General features: G+C 41.3%; 18 protein-coding genes. 2 read left to right on the top strand and 16 right to left on the bottom strand.

Going from position 1 to position 19,448, the window contains the following annotated elements:
* Positions 1-96 precede the first annotated feature (96 nt).
* The 12 genes from HMPREF2607_RS02615 to HMPREF2607_RS02560 all read right to left on the bottom strand — a co-directional run bounded on the left by HMPREF2607_RS02615 (position 97) and on the right by HMPREF2607_RS02560 (position 11,347).
* Complete coding sequence (locus HMPREF2607_RS02615) at positions 97-1,185, bottom strand: carbamoyl phosphate synthase small subunit (RefSeq protein WP_002890257.1); 1,089 nt, start codon at positions 1,183-1,185, stop codon at positions 97-99.
* A gap of 163 nt (positions 1,186-1,348) precedes the next feature.
* The gene (locus tag HMPREF2607_RS02610; RefSeq protein WP_002890256.1) at positions 1,349-2,275 is read right to left on the bottom strand and encodes an aspartate carbamoyltransferase catalytic subunit; all 927 of its coding nucleotides are present in this window, start codon (positions 2,273-2,275) and stop codon (positions 1,349-1,351) included.
* A 24-nt stretch (positions 2,276-2,299) separates the two neighbouring features.
* Positions 2,300-3,577 (bottom strand): uracil-xanthine permease family protein, encoded by a 1,278-nt coding sequence (locus HMPREF2607_RS02605; protein ID WP_070475653.1) that lies wholly within the window; start codon positions 3,575-3,577, stop codon positions 2,300-2,302.
* Between the two features lie 305 nt (positions 3,578-3,882).
* A complete protein-coding gene (pyrR, locus tag HMPREF2607_RS02600) occupies positions 3,883-4,404 on the bottom strand; it encodes a bifunctional pyr operon transcriptional regulator/uracil phosphoribosyltransferase PyrR (protein ID WP_002886175.1) in 522 nt (173 codons plus the stop codon).
* Between the two features lie 220 nt (positions 4,405-4,624).
* Complete coding sequence (locus tag HMPREF2607_RS02595) at positions 4,625-5,515, bottom strand: RluA family pseudouridine synthase (protein WP_002886027.1); 891 nt, start codon at positions 5,513-5,515, stop codon at positions 4,625-4,627.
* A complete protein-coding gene (lspA, locus tag HMPREF2607_RS02590) occupies positions 5,499-5,960 on the bottom strand; it encodes a signal peptidase II (protein ID WP_045771929.1) in 462 nt (153 codons plus the stop codon). The genes HMPREF2607_RS02595 and lspA overlap by 17 nt, the downstream gene beginning before the upstream one ends.
* An 8-nt stretch (positions 5,961-5,968) precedes the next feature.
* On the bottom strand, positions 5,969-6,874 hold the full coding sequence (locus HMPREF2607_RS02585; RefSeq protein ID WP_002886225.1) for a LysR family transcriptional regulator: 906 nt from the start codon (positions 6,872-6,874) through the stop codon (positions 5,969-5,971).
* 115 nt (positions 6,875-6,989) lie between these two features.
* The gene (locus tag HMPREF2607_RS02580; RefSeq protein ID WP_070475650.1) at positions 6,990-8,228 is read right to left on the bottom strand and encodes a CD20-like domain-containing protein; all 1,239 of its coding nucleotides are present in this window, start codon (positions 8,226-8,228) and stop codon (positions 6,990-6,992) included.
* A gap of 218 nt (positions 8,229-8,446) precedes the next feature.
* Entirely contained in the window at positions 8,447-8,776 is a 330-nt protein-coding gene (locus HMPREF2607_RS02575) for a hypothetical protein (RefSeq protein WP_048790465.1), read from the bottom strand.
* 86 nt (positions 8,777-8,862) lie between these two features.
* Positions 8,863-9,330, bottom strand: a complete 468-nt coding sequence (locus tag HMPREF2607_RS02570) for a helix-turn-helix transcriptional regulator (protein WP_037599662.1) — start codon at positions 9,328-9,330, stop codon at positions 8,863-8,865.
* 21 nt (positions 9,331-9,351) lie between these two features.
* On the bottom strand, positions 9,352-9,588 hold the full coding sequence (locus tag HMPREF2607_RS02565; RefSeq protein ID WP_037599660.1) for a hypothetical protein: 237 nt from the start codon (positions 9,586-9,588) through the stop codon (positions 9,352-9,354).
* Between the two features lie 391 nt (positions 9,589-9,979).
* Positions 9,980-11,347, bottom strand: a complete 1,368-nt coding sequence (locus tag HMPREF2607_RS02560; protein WP_070475647.1) for a hypothetical protein — start codon at positions 11,345-11,347, stop codon at positions 9,980-9,982.
* A gap of 289 nt (positions 11,348-11,636) precedes the next feature.
* Here HMPREF2607_RS02560 and HMPREF2607_RS02555 point away from each other — a divergent pair, with 289 nt between their 5' ends.
* The gene (locus HMPREF2607_RS02555; RefSeq protein WP_070475644.1) at positions 11,637-12,395 is read left to right on the top strand and encodes a peptidylprolyl isomerase; all 759 of its coding nucleotides are present in this window, start codon (positions 11,637-11,639) and stop codon (positions 12,393-12,395) included.
* A gap of 36 nt (positions 12,396-12,431) precedes the next feature.
* On the opposite strand, the gene HMPREF2607_RS02550 is transcribed toward HMPREF2607_RS02555, so the two are convergent.
* Positions 12,432-14,333 carry a beta-glucoside-specific PTS transporter subunit IIABC gene (locus HMPREF2607_RS02550; RefSeq protein ID WP_070475640.1) on the bottom strand — a complete coding sequence of 634 codons (1,902 nt, stop codon included), beginning with the start codon at positions 14,331-14,333 and terminating at the stop codon, positions 12,432-12,434.
* A gap of 307 nt (positions 14,334-14,640) precedes the next feature.
* Between HMPREF2607_RS02550 and HMPREF2607_RS02545 the strand changes: the two genes are divergently transcribed.
* A complete protein-coding gene (locus HMPREF2607_RS02545; RefSeq protein ID WP_070475637.1) occupies positions 14,641-15,276 on the top strand; it encodes a nucleotidyltransferase in 636 nt (211 codons plus the stop codon).
* A 70-nt stretch (positions 15,277-15,346) separates the two neighbouring features.
* Here HMPREF2607_RS02545 and HMPREF2607_RS02540 read toward each other — a convergent pair whose 3' ends face one another.
* The 3 genes from HMPREF2607_RS02540 to glyS form a co-directional block, all read right to left on the bottom strand.
* Entirely contained in the window at positions 15,347-16,738 is a 1,392-nt protein-coding gene (locus tag HMPREF2607_RS02540; protein ID WP_070475634.1) for an amino acid permease, read from the bottom strand.
* Positions 16,739-16,906: 168 nt separating this feature from the next.
* Positions 16,907-17,164, bottom strand: coding sequence for a DUF896 family protein (locus tag HMPREF2607_RS02535; RefSeq protein WP_002886085.1), 258 nt, complete (start codon positions 17,162-17,164; stop codon positions 16,907-16,909).
* 33 nt (positions 17,165-17,197) lie between these two features.
* Entirely contained in the window at positions 17,198-19,234 is a 2,037-nt protein-coding gene (gene glyS / locus HMPREF2607_RS02530) for a glycine--tRNA ligase subunit beta (protein WP_014634025.1), read from the bottom strand.
* Between the last annotated feature and the right edge of the window lie 214 nt (positions 19,235-19,448).

The following is a 19,448-nucleotide window of genomic DNA, read 5'->3' as shown; positions in this document are numbered from 1 at the left end:
CCTTTCTATTTGACAACTCTCTGGTTGTCATTAAATAAGGTAGTAGACTGGGGCGAACAAGAGTCACACCCCACTATAGTCACTAGACAGTTGCAATTAACGACGTGCTTTTTCAGCTTGGAAAGCATCAATCAATTCCAAGAACTCATCGAAGAGATAGCTAGCATCGTGTGGACCAGGTGCTGCATCTGGGTGGAATTGCACTGAGAATGCAGGGAAGTCACGGTGACGAACACCTTCAACTGACTTATCGTTAATTTCTTCGTGTGTTACCATAAGGCAATCTGGAAGTGTCTCACGGTCAATGGCATAACCATGGTTTTGGCTGGTGAAGTCAACACGACCAGTCGCAATTTCACGAACCGCATGGTTAAATCCACGGTGACCAAACTTCATCTTGTAGGCCTTGGCACCATTAGCCAAACTAAACAACTGGTGACCCATACAAATACCAAAAATTGGAATTTTGCCTTGAATGCCACGAATCATATCAAGTGCATACGGTACATCTTCAGGGTTCCCTGGACCGTTTGACAACATCACACCATCTGGATTAAGATGGAGAATTTCTTCAGCAGTGATATCATGTGGCACAACAGTCACGTTACAGTCACGTTTTGAAAACTCACGCAAGATAGAGTGCTTGAGACCAAAGTCAACCAAAACGATATTTTTACCAACACCTGGTGCTGGGTAGGCTGTCTTAGTTGATACCTGCTCAATATTGTTGGTTGGCAAAACAGTCGCACGCAATTGATCTTGCAAGTGCTCGATACTGTCACCAGGATTAGCCAAAGTCGCTTTCATGGTACCGTGTTGACGGATAATCTTAGTCAAGGCACGTGTATCAATACCAGAGATACCGGGGATGTTTTTTGCTTTCAAAAACTCATCCAAGGTCATTTGGTTACGCCAGTTGCTAGCACGACGGCTAGCCTCTGACACAACAACACCCTTGGTCGTTGGCTTAATTGACTCATAGTCGTCACGGTTAACGCCGTAGTTACCAACAAGTGGATAAGTAAAAGTCAAAATTTGACCATTGTAAGATTGGTCTGTGATAGATTCTTGATAACCTGTCATACCAGTATTAAAGACGATTTCACCCGTCACATCCACATCAGCACCGAAGGCCTGACCTTCAAAAATAGTGCCGTCTTCCAAAATAAGTAAACGTTTTGCCATTATAGTAAATTGTTCCTTTCACTAAGATACAAAGGGCGTTAAACATCTGAATGAAAATCAAATCTAACAAAGAAGCTCTAACCTCTAGGAAGATTTGTCTCTTTTCAAAGATTTAGCCCATGTTCTTTTTCGTCTGATTCTCTCAGGAATCGGTTAACGTAGTTTACGCTTTGCCATTTAAAATAGCTTCAATAATTGCCATACGGACAAAGACCCCGTTTTGCATCTGAGCAACGATACGAGCCTTAGGCGCCTCAACCAGGCTATCAGCAATCTCCACATCACGATTAACCGGAGCAGGATGCATGATAATCGCCTGATCAGCTAACTTGGCATAACGTTCTTCAGTCAAACCATAGAGAGCATGGTAGTCTTCTTTTGAAAACCCTTTATCGTCCCCATGACGTTCGTGCTGAACACGAAGCAACATGAGCACATCCAAGTCCTCAATGACGTCGTCAATAGCCACATGCTGACCATAAACATCGAACTCATTCGAGTACCACTCTGCAGGACCAGCAAAATAAAGCTGAGCACCCAAACGCTTGAGAATCTGCATATTGGACTTAGCGACACGCGAATGCGTAATATCACCTGCAATACAAATCTTAAGATTTTCAAAGGTTCCGAACTCTTCGTAAATGGTCATCAAGTCAAGCAAACACTGACTTGGGTGTTGCCCTGAACCATCACCACCATTGACAATAGAGGTCTGAATAGTTCTACTATCAATCAACTGCTTGTAATAATCGACTTCCGAGTGGCGGACCACACAGATGTCAACGCCCAAAGCAGACATGGTTAAGATCGTATCATAGAGGGTCTCACCCTTGTTCACCGAGCTAGTTCCAGCATCGAACTCAATCACATCCAGGCCAAGTTTTTTCTCAGCCACTTCGAAGGACTTGTGTGTTCGTGTTGAATTTTCAAAAAAGAGATTGGCAGCGAAATACTGTCGATCCAGCTGGAAATCAGCTCTGCCATTTTTAAAATCTCCACCTCGACGAATCAGGCCCAAGACCTCTTCATTCGTGAGGGTTTCCATTGTCACCAAATGTTTCAGTGACACTTTCCCATCTGCAATCGCCATAGTTTTTCCTTTTAAATTGATTGACTAATCTTTGCTACCTTTTTTAGGATCTGGCAAGATTTGATAGAGCAGAATACCAAGAATGGTTGAACTTGCCACACCCGTGATTTGAAGACCACCAAGGTCAATCATCAAACCACCGATACCAGATACCAAGATAACACTAGCAATCAAGAGATTCTTTTTATTATCAAAATCAATCTTATGTTCAACTAAAATTTTCAAACCGCTAGCAGCGATAACCCCAAAGAGGGCAATAGACAAACCTCCCAATACAGGAGTTGGAATAGAATGCAAGAGTGCTGATAGCTTCCCAATAAAGCTCATCAAGACCGCAATCACTGCTGCGCCCGCAATAACGTAAACTGAGTAGACCTTACTGAGGGCCATAACCCCAATATTTTCACCATAAGAAGTTACCGGAGGAGCTCCAAAGAATCCAGCGATAATCTGTGCCAAACCATCACCAGTAAGGGTGCGGTCAAGTCCTGGATCTTTGAAGTAATCACGCTCAGTCAAACTGTTTAGAACCATGACGTGACCAAAGTGTTCAGTCATCGTCACAAAGGCAATCGGAGCCATGGTCAAAATCGCACTTGGGTAGAGCTTAAAGCTATAATCCACAAATGGAATGTCAAAGTTTGGAACTTGAATCCAATGTGCCGCAGCTACCTCTGAGAAATTGATAAAACTATGTCCTGTCAGCAAACCAAGAACCGCTGAGAAAATATAGCCCACAACTAAACCAAGCAAAATAGGGATGACACCGATAATCTTCTTGCCATACATGTTAAAGAGGATAACCGCAAAGAGGGTCACCATCGAAATCAAGAGAGCATAGATACTATAGCTTTTATTTAAAGTTGTTGCATCATTGACTGCATTAGCCGCAAGGTTCAAACCAATCACCATGATAATAGGGCCAACCACAATTGGTGGAAGGACCTTATCAATCCAGTCTTTACCCGCATACTTAACAATCAGAGCCACAAGCAAGTAAACCAAACCACCTGCCATGGCACCTTGAGCCACTGCCGCAATGCCATCAGTCTTCATAAGTGTCTGCATAGCCGCAATATAGGCAAAACTAGACCCCATGTAAGCTGGAATTTTGTACTTGGTCACCGTCAAGTGGGCTAAAGTTCCCAAACCAGATGAGAAAAGAGCAATAGCGGGATCAATCCCAACCAAAATCGGCACAAGCACCGTCGCACCAAACATAGCAAACAAGTGCTGGAATGACAAACCAACCAATAAACCAGGTTTTGGCATATCATTCACATCATATTTTACGTTATTCACGATATCAAAGGACTCCTTAAAATTAAGATACAAAGGGCGTATAAAGAGCAAAGTAAAATTAGGAAATCTGACGCCGAAGCTTTAGCTTCTAGGAAGATTTATCTATTTCACACAGCTCTTAGCCCGTGTTCAATTAATAAGATACAAAGGGACGTTTTGGCTTAGCCAAACATTTCTGTAGAAAAATAGGAAGTCGACAACGCACTCCAAAGAGTGCTAGGAGACTTATCTTTTTTCCTAAGAAATGAGTCCCGTGTTCGATTAAGTAAGATACAAAAGGCGTTTCACCCTATCCGTCAGTCAAATCAGCTTGGATCAATAATGTTGACGCTATCTTTACCATCAACTTCTGCGACCAAAACTTCGATTTCTTCTGACTCACTAGTTGGGATATTTTTACCAACATAGTCCGCACGGATTGGCAATTCTCGGTGACCACGGTCAACCAAAACAGCCAAACCAACACGTGCCGGACGCCCATGGCTAACGATATTATCAATAGCTGCACGAATCGTACGACCTGTGTAGAGCACATCATCCACAAGGATAACATCTGTACCATCAATTTCAATAGGGAAAACAGATGTATCTTGCTCAGCCTTAACATCATCACGGAAAGCCTTAGTGTCAAGCTCAATCAATGGCACATCAAGGTTTTCCAACTGTTTCAAGCGCTCTTGGATGCGCTGGGCAATATAGACACCACGTGTCTTAATACCAGCCAAGACAATCTTGTCGAGATTTTTGTTACGTTCAATAATCTCATAAGTGATACGTGTAATGGCACGTTTCATGGTTACGTCATCGACGATCTCTTTTTTCTTCATAAAAAGAACCTTTCTAAATACAAAAAAATCCCCTCGAAAACAAGGAGATACACAAAAATATGAGTACAGTTCACCCGTACACTTCTCATGGCTCCTTGCCTGCCTCTCTGGACAGTGATTAAAGGACTTATTTAATTAGGTAAATTATAGCAAATTTCAGACTCTTTTACAAGAAAAAAACGGACGCCCCTCCCAAGAAAGACTATCCGTTTAATAACTGTTACGCTTCTCTCAACTTCTCCAAGGTTTCCTTGAAAATAGCAGGTTCTTCCGCTGTAAATTCGACCAATTCTCCAGTCGTAGGATGTGTGAAACCAAGGGTCTTAGCATGTAGAAATTGTCCGTGGCCCTTGAGGGTCTTGCGTGGCCCATAAAGAGGGTCTCCTGCCACCGGATGACCTATATAAGCCATGTGCACACGAATCTGGTGCGTGCGACCTGTTTCCAGCTGCAACTCTACCAAGGTATAGTTGCCAAAACGTTCAAGAACAGTAAATCGTGTTACTGCAGGTTTCCCTTTCGCTGTAACTGCCTGCTTCTTGCGGTCCTTGTCCGAACGCCCAATCGGAGCCTCAATCACACCTCGATCGTTAGGCAAATTGCCATGCACAATAGCCACATACTTGCGAAGGGACTTCTTATCCTTAAGCTCAGCCGCCAAAGCATTGTGAGCCTTATCATTCTTAGCAATCATAAGGAGACCAGACGTGTCCTTGTCGATACGGTGGACAATCCCTGGACGAACCACACCATTGATAGACGAAAGGTCCTTGACATGATACATTAGGGCATTGACCAAGGTACCAGATGTGTGACCAGCTGATGGATGGACAACCATGCCTTGAGGTTTGTTGACCACTGCCACATCCGCATCTTCATAGATAATATCCAAAGGAATATCTTCGGCCTTGTACTCCAAGACCTCTTCTTCTGGCAATTCATAGGTGATGACATCACCCTCTTTAACCGCATACTTGGCCTTTGCCGACTTACCATTAACCAAGACCGTTCCAGCCTTAATCGCTTCATTGGCCTGACTACGTGACAATTCTGTCAAATCTGCCAAAGCCTTGTCCAGACGGTTTCCCGCCTCTTTAATGATGACTTCCATTTTCCTCTTTCCATAAGATTAAAATCAAGAGCAGTACGCCCACCGTTAGATAGGAGTCTGCCACATTAAATATTGCAAAATCAATAAAATCAAGCTGAACCATATCAACCACGTAACCCAAGTGCAGACGGTCGATGAAGTTGCCAATACCACCTGAGATAATCAAAACCAAAGATAGTACCAGCCAAAGACTCTTCTGGTAATTCTTAACCAGATAAACCATAGCCGCACCAATCACTAGAACTGTCAAAATCACAAAGAAATATTTCTGATTCTGTAAAATCGAAAAGGCAGCACCACGGTTTTGCAGATAGGTCAAGCTGAAAAGTCCAGGAATCGCCTTGATAACTTGGTTAAGGGCAATATTTGCCACAACCCAATGCTTAACCCACTGATCCAAACCAATCAAAGCCAGAATAGCCAAAGGAATCGCAACCTTACGCATAAATCCTCCTATGGTTTGTAAGTATCAAAGTAGTCAAACATAACATTGACAAACTTGAGAGCACAAGATGACAAGTTAATCCCTTTACGACGGACATAAACCATCTTGTTATCCAAATTATCCTCAAGCGGAATCACCGTAATCCCGTTCACACTTTGTGCATCCAAGAAACCAGATCCCGTCGCATAGGCATCCGTACGTTCCAAGATACCGTTCAAGGTCGCACGGTCTGTCACGTTAAACATCAGAGACGAATCTGACGTATCCACAAAGTTTTCAGAATAGTAAAGATACTCGTCCTTCTCCTGAGTGAAACGCACTGTAGGCAAGGCCGCCAAGTCCTCCATGACAAGACTTTCTTTTTTAGCCAGAGGATGGCCCTTACGGAGATAAATATGCGTTTTAAACGGAATCAAATCAATAGCCTCAAGCCCAAGCTTGTCCATATTTTGATGGATTCCCTTGCTATTTTGACGATTCAAATAGATAATCCCAATCTCACTGTGCCCCTTGGCTACCTCATCCAAAATCTGAATGGTCGTAGACTCAAAGATACGGAAATCCTTGTAATCAGGGTAACGCTCTGAAAAAGTCGTGATCAAAGGTGGCAAAAAGTCATAGTGCTGACTGGCAATTGAAAACTGATTGCCCTTTTCAGAAGCATTGAGATAGCGATTTTCAAAACTATCAAAACTGCGTACCACCTCAAGCGCACGCTCGTAAAAAGTCATGCCCTGACTGGTCAAGACAGCCCCCGTCGTTGTACGAGTGAAAATTTGGAAATTCAGCTCCTGCTCCAAATCCTTGATAGCCACCGAAAGGCTAGGCTGACTCACAAAGAGCTTGCTGGCTGCCTCACGGAAGGTTCCGCTGTTGGCAATGGCTACGACATAACGTAGTTGTTGTATGTTCATGTGTGACACTTCTTTCTTGAAAAATCAATCACTCCTATTATACCAGATTTTATCCTCTTTTGTTGATACTAAAAAGCCCAGGCAACCCTGAGCTTGAATTAATTAAAAAGTAGTCTTATTCGTCTGATTTGTCTGTCAAGAAGTACTCGTTTTCACGTTTATCATAGTCAAAGGTCAAACGAACAGCATCTACCTTACCACTTTCTGGATTATAATCACGGTAGCTAAGACTCACTGACTGAGTGAGATCGCCTTGTTCAGTTTGTGTCATTTCATGATAAGTGAAGCTAGCCTCTGGGTGTTTTTCAACAACCTCAGAAAGTCGTGTCCCCTTGAGCAAATCAGCTTGTGTACCTACAGACAACTTTTCATAGTCATCTTTTGTCCAGTTGCTATGATAGTCATCGACTTCTTTGACCTTATCATAGTCGAAGGTTGCTGAGGCAGATTTCAAAACATAGACACCGTCTTTTTGCTCGAAAGTCAAACGAACATAGTTGTTTCCATCTGTGTTTTCTTTTCTATAGGTAAGATCTAACAAATCTGGTTTATCTTCCTCGTAAGCATCACTATACTCGGCATCAGTCGCCTTACCGTGAGCATCCAAGACCTCGTCCAATGTCAAAGTACCAACCTTCAACTCCTTAAACTGATCCTCAGTCCAGTCAAACTTATAATTCTCATCGATGTACAGATAAGCTCTATCGTGACCGTCACTTTGGAACTGCTCAGCATGGTTCATGACAAATTTCACTGCTTGATAGCCTGCTCCAGCAAGCGAAGTCATGAAGAAGATGATTGACATGACTAGGGCAATAATAGAAAGTGCCTTGCGTGTCGACTTCAGACTCAAAACCAAAGTCACAATAGCTAGAATGATAAGGAAGAAAGCAAGGAAAGTAAAGATAAAACCAATAGGAAGCGTCCAAGACAAAACGACAAATAGAATCCCCAAAACTAGGATAATAATTGGTAAAGCAATATTAACAAAAGCATTGTTCTTGGTTACTTTTGGTTTGTAATAAGGGTTTTCCAAAGGTATCTGACTTGTCTTTGGTGCTTCTTTTTCTTGCTCTTTCTCCATATTCAACTCAGGCATTGGCTTAGGAGCTTCCTCCTCTAATGCCACCTGAGCCTCGTCTGGTTGCGTATCTGCCACTGAGTCAGCTGTCACCTCTTCAGTAGCTTCAGAGTTATCCACCTGCTGAGCCTCAACCTGCTCAGACACTTGGACACTTGGTTCCTCCGAAGCAATGACAAAGCCCTCTTTCTTAGCTTCCATAAACTCCTCAGGACTTGGTTTACGTCCATTGACGTCCTCAAAGTGACGCACCCATTCTTCTCTAGTTGCCATAGCTGACTCCTTTATCTCTTTTTCTTTATTTTATCATACTTTAATCTCGTCTTATGAAAATAAGGTCGGATATAAGAGAGAATTTTTTGAGACTGCCTGAGGTGCTTAAGTGACAAGCCATCTCATGAAAATGGATGGAAGAAGAAAAGAAACTGCACCCAAAAGTTAGATTTTCTCTATCACACTTTTTGGGGGCAGTTCACATTATGGTTTATTTATTACTCATCAGAAAACATCAATTCATCTATCTTTTCTCTATCTTCAGCAATACCCTTATATGACTCGATTGTATTACTAAGGAATTCCATACTTACCTCGTAATCTCCTTCATATAAATATATTTGAGCACCTAATGTTTCAAGACTTTCTAGGAGGGTCCTCATTTTTATCAATTCCTCTAAATCTAGATAATTACATTCTAATAAAACTTCTCCCTTTTGAATCCTATTTTTTATCTCACTAATTGGTATAGTCATAAAGTTTCTTACCAATTTACAAGCTTCAAAAATATTATTTGACATTTTTACTTTTGAGTAGATTACTGACATAACTTCATCCTTTAGAAATCTTGCACATATATACAGTCTAGTATTAGTAAGACTAGTTTTTTATATTTAAATGTATAGCTATGTATCTAGTCTTTTTTAATCTCCAAACTAAGCTTATAAAAACTATAAAGGCTATAAGCAATTGCAATGATTCCCAAGAAACCAAAGTATACATTATCCTTTAAACTCTTCAGATAAATGCCAATTATTATAAAGAGAAAGGTATTGATCAAAATGACTAATCTTTTATTTTCTATCTTGCCTATTTTAAGTACCAATAGTCTAATGATAAGTATCGATGGAGAGAATAAAACGGCAATGATTGTAAGTAAAATATTTTTTCTGCTAATTAAATTAGCTTTAATGCCTTTTTGAGATTCTTTTTCAATATTCATCTCTTTAAATAATAGTTCCAGTGAAACATTATCAGGTTCACTTTTTCCTAATTCCCATTTAGAAATCGTCTGACGAGTAACAAATACTTTATCTGCAAGTTCTTGCTGAGTCATACCTGTTTTAGTTCTATATTCTTTAATCAACGTAGCAATGTCCATTTTAATACCCCTAGCTTATTTCTATTCTTCGATAAAAGGCTCTATCAACAAAATTGCTATTAATATTATATAGAGAGGAAGTTTATAAATAAAGTAAGTAGCAACGAGTAATAGAAACAATAACATTCTCGTAACCCACGGATATTTGTTTGATAAACTGACCAATAAATTAACTAAAGGTTTCAGTATCAACCCCATTAATCCAAAAGCAAGCACCCATATAAAATTAGTTTTGTTTTTCTTAATAAATTGTAACATTAAGAATACCTCCTCAGATTTGTTACTTTAAATTTATCAAGACCCATGACTAAAAGCACGCAACGAATAGTAAAATATGCGCAACTCCTTTAAAAACTAGGGTGCAACGCCCCATTTCATTATGCAACGAGGAGAATATTACCTCTTAAAAGTGCGAAATGGCAGTACATTAGAATCTAAAGACAGTGGTGTGATGATAGAGAAGAAATAAATAACAATTGAAGTAATAAACAAGCCAATAAATCGTTTCCAGCTCCCTTTTTGATTGAACTTGTCTACGGTCTCCTTAGTAACAAGAGACTGGCTTTGCTCGAATGTATAATTTAAGAATTTCAATAGTTTTCTCCTTTTATCAAGAAAAAACAGGAAGGTTTCCCCTCCTGTTCCCTAATTAATCCTCATCTGGACCTGATTTATAAGTAAGGTAGAATGTATCACCATCTTCTTTGGTTTCAAATGACAAGTAAACACTCTTAAGTTTGCCATCTTCAGCCTTATAATCACTATAAGAAATAGTCATTTTTTTTGTGAATTCACCTTGACGAGATGTTGAAATCGTGTATTCTGCACTTGAAGCTTTAGGGTGATCCTTAACGACATCTTCAAGTTTCGTACCATTTGATGGATCAGCGTAATCTCCCTTATTGAGAGCATCAAACTGTTCTTTTGTCCAGTCAGATTTATAAGACTTATCAACTTCTACCTTATCTTGAGGGAATCTACCTGAAGCATATGACAAAATAAATGTACCGTCATATTGTTTCTTAAAAGTTAGGTAAACACTTTCGCCATAGTCTTTACCAGAGTAATTCAACTGCAACTCATCACCTGACATTTGTGCATCAGAAGCCTTGCCGTATGTTTTAACGATTGATTTAACAGTGTCTTTACCTGCTTTCAACTTCTTGAACTTAGATTCATTCCAGTCAAATTTAGCATTTTTGTCAATGTAATCGTTGACGTCAGTGCTATCACCTTTTGAATCAGATTTAGAGTCAGATTTTGAATCGCTGTCATCATTTTTCTTGTCAGCATCATCGTCTTTATCAGCAACTTTTGATGTCTTGCTTGAGCTTGTGTTATCACTAGCGTTTTGAGAGATTTGGAAAATCAAACCACCAATAGACACAAAGAGCATGAGACCAGCAACACCTGTTGCAATGATTGAAAGCAATTTCTTGCTTGATTTAAGGCTAAAGACAAGCGAAACAACTGCTACCGCAACTGCGAGGACTGTCAAGATGATGAAGAGCCAAGCAGGACCTACAAACCATGCCAAAACTGCAAAGATTACTGAAAGTGCAATCGCAACGATTGGCAAGATAAGATTGAAAAGAGGTTTATCTGCTGAGCCAGCTGCTGCTGGATTAGGAACTGTTCCAAATCCTTGAGCTGAAGAGATAGGTGCCTTTTCAAACATGCTTGAATCAAATTGTGGTGTTGGTTGTTGAACAGGTGCTTCTGAGAAAGCTTCTGCACCAAATGGTGATTCACTGCTTGCTTGTTCTGCGACGGCATCTTCAGCTGTTTCAGCCACATCTGCGATGTCATCTTGTTCTGTGACTTCTTCAGTAGCAACTGGTTCTGGAGCTACTTCTTCAGCGACAGGTTCATTAGCTAGTGCTTCAACAGATGCTGCTTGAGCAGCCAAAGCACTTGTATCAAAGTCAGCTGCTTTAGCATCCAAAAATTCTTGGGGGCTAGGCTTACGCCCGTGTACCGACTCAAAGAGTTCAGCCCATTCTGCTTTAGTTGACATAAAAATCTCCTTTTTTCAAGAAATCCAAACAAGAGGTCCCTTCAGCTTAGCGAAGTTTTCTATAGTTAGGATTTAGACACCTATCTCTGATAAGAGCAAGTAGCATGCGTCCTTTCAAAAGTCAGCTCTCACTTTTTAGCCTGAGGCAACCTTTTTCCTATATCTAGTCCCATTGTTCATTTTCTTGTTGATAATCCCATTCTACCATAATTAAAGACCTCTGTTAACCGTTTCCCAAAAGGTTTTTTTCTGCTACAATAGTAGGTATAATGCACCAAAGGAGTTATATATGAAAAACATTAAAAAGTACATTCCATTAATTATTGTACTTGTTATCGCAGGACTAGGTTTTGCCTTTCGTGAGAACATCGCACGCGCTGTTCGTGGAGATGCTTATGTTGATAATAAGATATTCACTAAACAATTAGAAAAAGCCCAAAAATCTGGAAAAGATGCCTTTCCACAGTTGTCAGACAAGGTTGGTAAGGACGAAGCTGAAGTTATCCTCCACACTTCAAAGGGTAATATCACAGTCAAGCTCTTCCCTACACTTGCTCCTAAGGCTTCTGAAAACTTCTTGAAGCATGCTAAGGACAAATACTATGATGGGCTTACCTTCCACCGTGTCATCAAGGACTTCATGATTCAAAGTGGTGACCCTAAGGGTGACGGTACTGGTGGAGAATCTATCTGGAAGAAAGGTTTCGCTGTTGAGCCTACACCATTCCTCTACAACATCCGTGGCGCACTTGCCATGGCCAATACTGGTGCTAAGAATTCAAACGGCAGCCAATTCTACATTGTTCAAAACAAGGACGATCAAAGCAAGCAACTAGGAAATGCCGGCTATCCAAAACCTATCATTGACGCCTACAAAAAAGGCGGTTACCCAGCTGGTGATACCAAATATACTGTCTTTGGACAAGTCATCAAAGGCATGGATGTTGTTGATACCATCGCTAACCTTGAAGTCGATGACAACAGCAAACCAAAAGAAAATGTAACGGTTAATTCCGTTGAAGTCGTTAAAGACTACAAATTCAAATAAACAAAAATCCGAGAAGTTGATTCTCGGATTTCTTTTTTATTTAACAGCTGTGAGGAGATAGTCACCGGTGTTAACACGAGCTTCTTTAGTCGTTAAGACATCATTAAAGTCAGCTGTATTGGTCACAATAACTGGCGTGATGACTGGTAATTTTGCCTCTCGGATAGTTGCTAGGTCAAATTCGATAAGTTTTTGTCCTGCTTCTACAACTTCACCTGCTTCCACATAGGTCTTGAATCCTTTACCAGCAAGAGAAACAGTGTCCATACCAATATGAATGAGAAGCTCTGCACCATTTTCAGTTGTCAAACCAATCGCATGACCAGTAGGGAAGACTAAATTAACGGTTGCCTTAGCTGGTGCGACAACTACCCCATCAGTAGGGTCAATAGCGATACCTTTACCCATAGCTCCTGAGGCAAAGACTTGGTCAGGAACTTGGTCAAGTGGGACAACATTCCCGATAAGTGGGCTCGCAATAATTTCTTGTTGAATTTCTTTAGGAGCAGGTGCAGCTTCTTCAGCTTTTTCCTCAACCTTAGCTGCTCCACCACCGTATAGATTTGGCACTCGTACAAAGAGTTGGATGAGGAAGGCAAGAACACCACCCACAATGGCAATAATAATGGCAAAGATAACTTTAGAAAGGTTACCGTCAGGCCCAATAAGGCTTGGGAAGACAAATACACCCAGACCACCTATTGAATACGTCTTAATATCTAGGGCCATCATGGCAGCCCCCATAAGTCCTGAAACACCACATGAAATGTAGAATGGCGTTTTCATTGGAAGGGTTACCCCATAGATAGCAGGTTCTGTAACCCCAAAAATAGATGAAATGAAGGCTGGCATAGAGATGGTACGGACTTTTTCTTCTTTTGTCTTAAGCATGATAGCCCCCAATACACCTGTTTGCGTGAAACATGGAAGGATAGCTGCCGAAAGAATAGTAGAACTTCCGTTTGTTGCCACATCTAAGATAGCAAGGGGAACAAGTGCCCAGTGCATTCCGAACATAACCAAGACTTGCCACGAGATACCAAGTACAAGACCAAAGACAATCGGACTAAAGTTCATGATTGCTTGGAAAAGACTTGTCAATCCATCAGAGAAAGTGTTGGCAATTGGTCCCACCACCAAGAATGTTAATGGAACAGTAATGAGCAATGTAAAGAAAGGTACTACAAAGACTTTAATGACATCAGGAGTAATCTTGGTAAAGAATTTTTGAATGTATGAAGCCACCCAAATTGCCAAGATAGAAGGCATTACAGTTGAGAGGTAACCCCCTGCAGGAAGCGTAAACGGAATAACCCCTAGAACATGACCTTGACCAGCCTTTTGAAGAGCTGTCACTAGCGTAGCAATATCAGGATAAACAAGTGCTCCTGCAATCGCAATAGCTGTAAACTCATTAACCTTGAAACGACGAGCAGAAGTCAAGGCAATCAAGATTGGCAAGAACTGGAAGAAACCATCCCCCGCCGCATTAAGGATGACATACATAGGGCTTGTTGCAGCTGACAGGCCACATGCTGCCATGACAGCGACTATTCCTTTGATAATCCCGGCTGCAGCCAAAGGCCCAAGGAAAGGTTGGAAAATACTTGAGACTAGGGATACAAAGCGGTCAAAAAGATTACCTTTAGGCGCATCCCCTTCATCAATATCAAGACTACCACCTGCTGAAAGACCGCCAACTTGGAGAACCTCCGCATAAACATCAGGGACATGGTTACCGATAACCACCTGATATTGACCACCTGCCTTAACAACAGTAACAACACCGTCACGGTTCTTAAGGTAGTCATCATCTGCTTTAGACTCATCTTTCAAATCAAAACGCAAACGTGTCACACAGTGTTTTAAGCTATTGACATTTTCCTTACCACCAACGTGTTTGAGAATGTCCTCAGCTAATTCAGTATATTTAGCCATAAGGGCTCCTTTCTTGTCTAGGATTCTAGTTTTCTTTGAGGCTTTTTCAACGAAAAAAACCTAAATAAATACCAAGAACCAATTGGGATAAGCATACACTACTCCCATTAGTTTTTCGTATTTATCTAGGTTTTGCCTGCTGACCAGTAACAATCCTTTTGCTATGGTTCTATCTTATCAGAGTCCAAACACTTTTGCAAGCCCTTACAAAAATATTTTTTTGTTTTTGAAAGTAAAATCTTGACCAAGATTATAAGTCATGATAAACTATTGTTAGTTTATAAACTAACAGAAAGAGAGTTACACGATGAAAACAAGAGCAATTATTGAATTTAAAGACACATACGCTAGCATGGAATGCCACGAGCTTGGTTACCAAACCAAGGAAACTGCCTTGGCTATTATTTCACCTACTGGACACATTCTATCAAGTACACCGCTTTTCAGGAAGGCTTACGGTTCAAACACTGCTCACATCGACCAGCTTCCTTTCAATATAGATGATCTCAATATCACCGCAAGAGGTCTCAGTAAAAAAGCTAAAGCCAACTTGGAAGATTGGATTGCCCATACTATCATTCTTCCAATGGACTATGATAAGTACTTTACTAAGCATCAAGAACTTTTGCATCTCTTAGCAGAGTCACCAATCGTCGAGTCTGTCCAAGCTTTAACTTATAAGACAGTGAAGATTCATTTTTCCGAAGCCCTCAATGATGAGCATATTCGCCAACTACAAGGTTTTATTCTTGCTCAGGCAGGAATCTATAGCTATATTGGGACATCTACAGTTTCAGACCGAAACGCCTACCAGGCTCTTGAATGGGCCAAACTTGATGTTAATGGTCGTTCACACAACGATCATAAGCCTGCTATTTTCCATCGTAGCAAGGGCCTCTTAGGTGGTTTCTTTCACCACGGAAACCAAGAAAGTATTGCATAACTAATAACTGGGACACCTTGTGTCCTTTTTTTGCAATAAAAAACTCACCATAAAGGTGAGCTAAATTGATTTATTTGCTGTGTTTCCAGTTACTATAGATACTAAATACCACAATCCAGATGGCTGCCCCAATAGCTCCGACAACTGTTGACTTTTGCAAGAAGAGACAAACAAAGACAAAGATGAAGAAAAGGATAGTCAATGGATTAAGAATCTTATAGGCTGGCATAAGGAATCCATCTTCCATGAACTCTAGAGATTTACGGTACTTGAGATGAGCAAGCATGGTCAAGATATAGATGGCAATGTAGACCCCTGATGATGATGCGGTAATCAAAGCAAAGGCATCAGATACACCAGGCAAGACATTGATGAAGGCTGAAACACATACTACAATGGCTGAAACGATGATGGCACGTGAAGGAATACCATTACGTGACAAAGTATCTAGCTTCAAAGCTTTCATGACTTTACTATTTGGTGTTTCCTTAGCAATTTGGAAAAGGTGACGACCTGTTGAGTAAAGCGTTGAGTTCAATGATGAAGCCGCTGCTGTCAAGACAACAAAGTTAATGAAGGCTGCTGCCCACTTGATACCAGCCATTTGGAAGACCGTTACGAATGGTGATTCATTAACTGGAAGTTTTTGCCATGGGAAGATAGCCATGAGGGCAATGAGGGCACCCACATAGAAGATGACAATACGAATCGGAATCTCCTTGATTGCCTTTGGTAAGACCTTACGTGGATTTGCTGTCTCGGAAGTTGTAATCCCTACAAATTCGATGGCTTGATAAGCAAAGAAGACCATTTGGAAGGTCATAACAAAGCTTACCCAACCTTTAGGGAACATCTGGAAGCCGTGTGTAATATTGGCAAGGCTAGCATGTCCAGCAGGGGTTTCAAAGTTGGTTGCTACCATAAAGATGCCTGTTGCGATAAGAGCAAGAATGGTGATAATCTTGATCATCCCAAACCAAAACTCAACTTCCCCGAAAATCTTAACCGCAATCAGGTTAACCGAACTCAAGATAATCAGGAAGATAATCTGAATCTGCCAAGCAGGCCAACTTGGGAACCAATATTGCACATAGGTCGAGACGGCCGTAATTTCTGCCATTCCAAGGAAAATCAGTGATACCCAGTAAGACCAACCCGAGAAGAATCCCCAGCCCTTACCAAGGTATTTGGTAATAAAGTTGATAAAGGTGTGCTGGTCAGGATCCATATAGAGCATCTCACCGATCGCTCGCATCATAAGATACATGAAGATACCAGTTAGTATATATACTAAGATGATTGAAGGTCCTGTTAGGGAAAGGGAACGCCCCGCCCCAAGGAAGAGACCTGTACCGATCGTACCAGCGATGGCAATCAGCTGGACGTGACGGTTTTGAAGACCACGCACCATCCCATTCTCAGTCTGGTTGTCGTCGTCTTTATGATGTTGCTTTTGCGACATTTTTTTCACTCCAATTCTATTAAGCAAGACTCATTGAGTCCTACCATTTTTAACATAACTTATATTTTACCATTTTTTGCATAATCGGTCAAAAATTTATACAGAATATTCAGAATTTTACACTTCAAAACAAGGGCTTGGAAAGCTCCAAACCCTTGTTAATGGTTATTATGATTCCGGATCATCGAGGCTACGGCCATGCAAACCTTTTTCACGTTGTACTTGACGTAGTTTTTCAGGTGTCACATCGTTACCTTCTTCGTCAACCACTTTAATTCCTTCGATATGGTGACGAACTGAGCGACGGTAACCTTCAATGTATTCTTCACGAAGTTTTGCTTGCTCCACTTCTTCTTCTGGGGTCAAACCTTCGGTTTTTTTCTTTTTAGCAAGCTCATTGATACGAGCGATTTTTTCAGGTGTCATAATAAAACCTACTTTCTACCTGTTACTAGGTCATTATTTTGTGTTCAATTGGTTGAAGGCTGCAACAGCGTTGGCTTTAGCTACAAGACCTGCAAGAAGGGCCAAACGGTTGTTTTTAACTGCCTCATCTTCTGCCATAACCATAGTATTGTCAAAGAAAGCATCAATGACTGGGCTAAGAGCAAAGAGTTGAGCCAATTTGTCGCTAGCTGAACCAGTCAATTCTAGCTCTTCAATCGCTTTAGCAAGAGCTTTTTCTTGATCATTTTCAAAGAGACTGGCATCGACTGCTACTGAAGCATCTGCTTTTTCTGCCAAATTGAAGGCACGAGAGAGTGATTCAACAGCTGCTTTGTAACCATCAGCCTTAGCAGCTTCTGAGAGGGCGTCAGCTGCTTCAAGCATATCAGCCACGACAAAGTTTGAACCAGCAAGAACGGCTTCTTTGATATCTTTTGAAGTGCGTCCCATCATCTTGTCCACACGCGCTTTGATGAAGTTGATGACTTCTGCTTGATTGTCATATGAAAGGCTATCAAATGAAAGTCCGTAGAGGCTGTCAATCAACTCATCCATAGGGATGTGCCAACCAAAGGCATCCAAGATACGAACAATCCCTTGTGTTGCACGACGAAGCGCATAAGGGTCATTTGAACCTGATGGAATCAAGCCAACTGAGAAGAATGAAAGGAGGGTATCCAATTTATCTGCAAGCGCAAGGATAGCACCAACCTTAGTCTCTGGAAGGGCACCATCTGCTGAATCAGGAAGGTAGTGCTCACGGATAGCTGTCGCTACCGCAGCATCTTCACCAGCGAGAAGGGCGTATTTTTCACCCATGATTCCTTGCAATTCATCGAACTCTCCGACCATACCAGTCAAGAGGTCAAATTTGTAGATTTCAGCTGCACGAGCTACTGCTGCCGTTTCTTCTGCAGTCAAACCAGCTTGCTCAGCTAGTGACGCTGCAATGACACCAGCGCGCGCCATGTGTTCTGAAAGAGAACCAATTTTTTCATGGAAGGTTACGTTCGCCAATTTAGCAACGAGGTCTTCAATCTTAAGTTTTTGGTCTTCACGCCAGAAGAATTCACCATCTTCAAGACGTGCAACCAATACTTTTTCATTTCCTCGGATAACATTTTCCAAGTGCTCAGCGTTACCATTACGGACTGAGATGAAGTTTGGTTTAAGTTTACCATCAAGGTCACGTACAACAAAGTAACGTTGGTGCGTTTCCATTGAGGTCACCAAGACTTCTTCTGGAACATCCAAATACTTAGTATCAAAACTTCCCATGAAGGCAGTTGGGTATTCGACCAAGTTCAAGACTTCATTCAAAAGTCCTTCTTCGATTTGAACTTGAACACCTTGTTCTGCTTCGATGGCTTTGATTTGCTCACGAATCATGTTTTCACGTTCTTTGCTATCCGCAATCACGTAAACGGTACGAAGGTCTTCTTCATAAGAATCCGCATTAGTAATTTCCACTTCATGTCCAAGGAAACGGTGTCCACGACTCACACGACCTGACTTGATATCCAAGAAATCAAGGTCGAGCGCTTCGTCACCCAAAAGAACTGTCAAGGTATGAACTGGGCGAATGTATTCAAATGTATTGTTAGCCCAGTGCATGCTGACAGGGAAGGTCAATGAAGCAAGCACTTCTGGAACGCCAGCCAAAACTTCTTTAGCTGGTTTTCCAGCTTCGTGTTTAGTGACATAAACGTACTCTTCACCTTTGACTTCACGGAATTCGATATCATCAACAGTCAAACCTTTCCCACGGACGAATCCTTGAGCTGCTTTTGAGAAGTTTCCATCTGCATCCAAGGCGATTTTCTTAGAAGGTCCTTTAAAATCTTCAGTCAAATCCGATTGTTGGTCAGCTAAACCAATCACACGGACTGCCAAACGACGTGGTGTTGAGAAGGTTTGAATGCTTTCGTATGAAAGACGGTTGTCATCTAAGAAGGCTGCCATTTTCTCACCGAGTTGTTTTTCACTTGGTGTGACAACGTAGGCTGGCAACTCTTCAAGTCCAAGTTCTACTAATAAGTTTTTTGTCATGTTTTTTCCTTTACAAAATTCTTCTTTTTGATAGGCATCTTAGGTACTGGGGACGTTGCTAACTAACTTTGTGAGGCTGTAGGGAAATCTTCTGTCTTCTCCACATCGATTTCCAACAGTCTCATCAAAGTGGATTTAACCAACTGATTCTTGAACCTAACGTTTCAAAAATCCCCATATACCAGTACGGCGATGCCTATCCCTTTAGCAAGTC

The sequence above is a fragment of the Streptococcus sp. HMSC078H03 genome, from assembly GCF_001808655.1.
In the GTDB taxonomy this organism is placed as follows: Bacteria; Bacillota; Bacilli; order Lactobacillales; family Streptococcaceae; genus Streptococcus; species Streptococcus salivarius_G.
This window is presented reverse-complemented; position numbering and strand designations above follow the sequence as displayed.

Bases quoted from the DNA above. Each gene is read 5' to 3' on its own strand.
- HMPREF2607_RS02545 (WP_070475637.1), top strand. From the start codon at position 14,641: ATGAAAACAAGAGCAATTATTGAATTTAAAGACACATACGCTAGCATG.
- HMPREF2607_RS02575 (WP_048790465.1), bottom strand. From the start codon at position 8,776: ATGTCAGTAATCTACTCAAAAGTAAAAATGTCAAATAATATTTTTGAA.
- HMPREF2607_RS02585 (WP_002886225.1), bottom strand. From the start codon at position 6,874: ATGAACATACAACAACTACGTTATGTCGTAGCCATTGCCAACAGCGGA.
- pyrR (WP_002886175.1), bottom strand. From the start codon at position 4,404: ATGAAGAAAAAAGAGATCGTCGATGACGTAACCATGAAACGTGCCATT.
- HMPREF2607_RS02595 (WP_002886027.1), bottom strand. From the start codon at position 5,515: ATGGAAGTCATCATTAAAGAGGCGGGAAACCGTCTGGACAAGGCTTTG.
- lspA (WP_045771929.1), bottom strand. From the start codon at position 5,960: ATGCGTAAGGTTGCGATTCCTTTGGCTATTCTGGCTTTGATTGGTTTG.
- HMPREF2607_RS02550 (WP_070475640.1), bottom strand. From the start codon at position 14,333: ATGGCTAAATATACTGAATTAGCTGAGGACATTCTCAAACACGTTGGT.
- HMPREF2607_RS02570 (WP_037599662.1), bottom strand. From the start codon at position 9,330: ATGGACATTGCTACGTTGATTAAAGAATATAGAACTAAAACAGGTATG.
- HMPREF2607_RS02610 (WP_002890256.1), bottom strand. From the start codon at position 2,275: ATGGCGATTGCAGATGGGAAAGTGTCACTGAAACATTTGGTGACAATG.
- HMPREF2607_RS02540 (WP_070475634.1), bottom strand. From the start codon at position 16,738: ATGTCGCAAAAGCAACATCATAAAGACGACGACAACCAGACTGAGAAT.
- HMPREF2607_RS02560 (WP_070475647.1), bottom strand. From the start codon at position 11,347: ATGTCAACTAAAGCAGAATGGGCTGAACTCTTTGAGTCGGTACACGGG.
- glyS (WP_014634025.1), bottom strand. From the start codon at position 19,234: ATGACAAAAAACTTATTAGTAGAACTTGGACTTGAAGAGTTGCCAGCC.
- HMPREF2607_RS02580 (WP_070475650.1), bottom strand. From the start codon at position 8,228: ATGGCAACTAGAGAAGAATGGGTGCGTCACTTTGAGGACGTCAATGGA.
- HMPREF2607_RS02535 (WP_002886085.1), bottom strand. From the start codon at position 17,164: ATGACACCTGAAAAAATCGCTCGTATCAATGAGCTTGCTAAAAAGAAA.
- HMPREF2607_RS02555 (WP_070475644.1), top strand. From the start codon at position 11,637: ATGAAAAACATTAAAAAGTACATTCCATTAATTATTGTACTTGTTATC.
- HMPREF2607_RS02615 (WP_002890257.1), bottom strand. From the start codon at position 1,185: ATGGCAAAACGTTTACTTATTTTGGAAGACGGCACTATTTTTGAAGGT.
- HMPREF2607_RS02565 (WP_037599660.1), bottom strand. From the start codon at position 9,588: ATGTTACAATTTATTAAGAAAAACAAAACTAATTTTATATGGGTGCTT.